Below are 268 nucleotides of genomic sequence, written 5' to 3' on the forward strand. Positions count from 1 at the left end.
CACCTGCTTGAGGATGCCGTCCTTGGAGGCCTTGACCGACACCAGGCCGCGCGGCGGCTCGATGCCGTTGGTGGCGTTGGAGATCTGGCTGGAGGTCTCGCTTGGCATCAGGGCGGTCAGGGTGGAGTTGCGCAGACCCACGGTCTGTATCTCTTCACGCAGGGTTTCCCAGTCCAGATGCAGCGGCTCGTTGCACAGCACATCGAGATCCTTTTTATAGGTATCGATGGGCAGGATCCCCTGAGCGTAGGTGGTCTCGTTGAAGGCC

Annotated in this window: 1 protein-coding gene; it reads right to left on the reverse strand. The window is 61.2% G+C overall.

Annotated elements, in window-relative coordinates; translation table 11 throughout:
- Positions 1-268, reverse strand: a 268-nt coding sequence (locus B4920_RS26470; protein ID WP_216820065.1) for a hypothetical protein, incomplete at both ends; no start/stop codon positions are given.

Source organism: Zoogloea sp. LCSB751, assembly GCF_002028455.1.
GTDB lineage: Bacteria > Pseudomonadota > Gammaproteobacteria > Burkholderiales > Rhodocyclaceae > Zoogloea.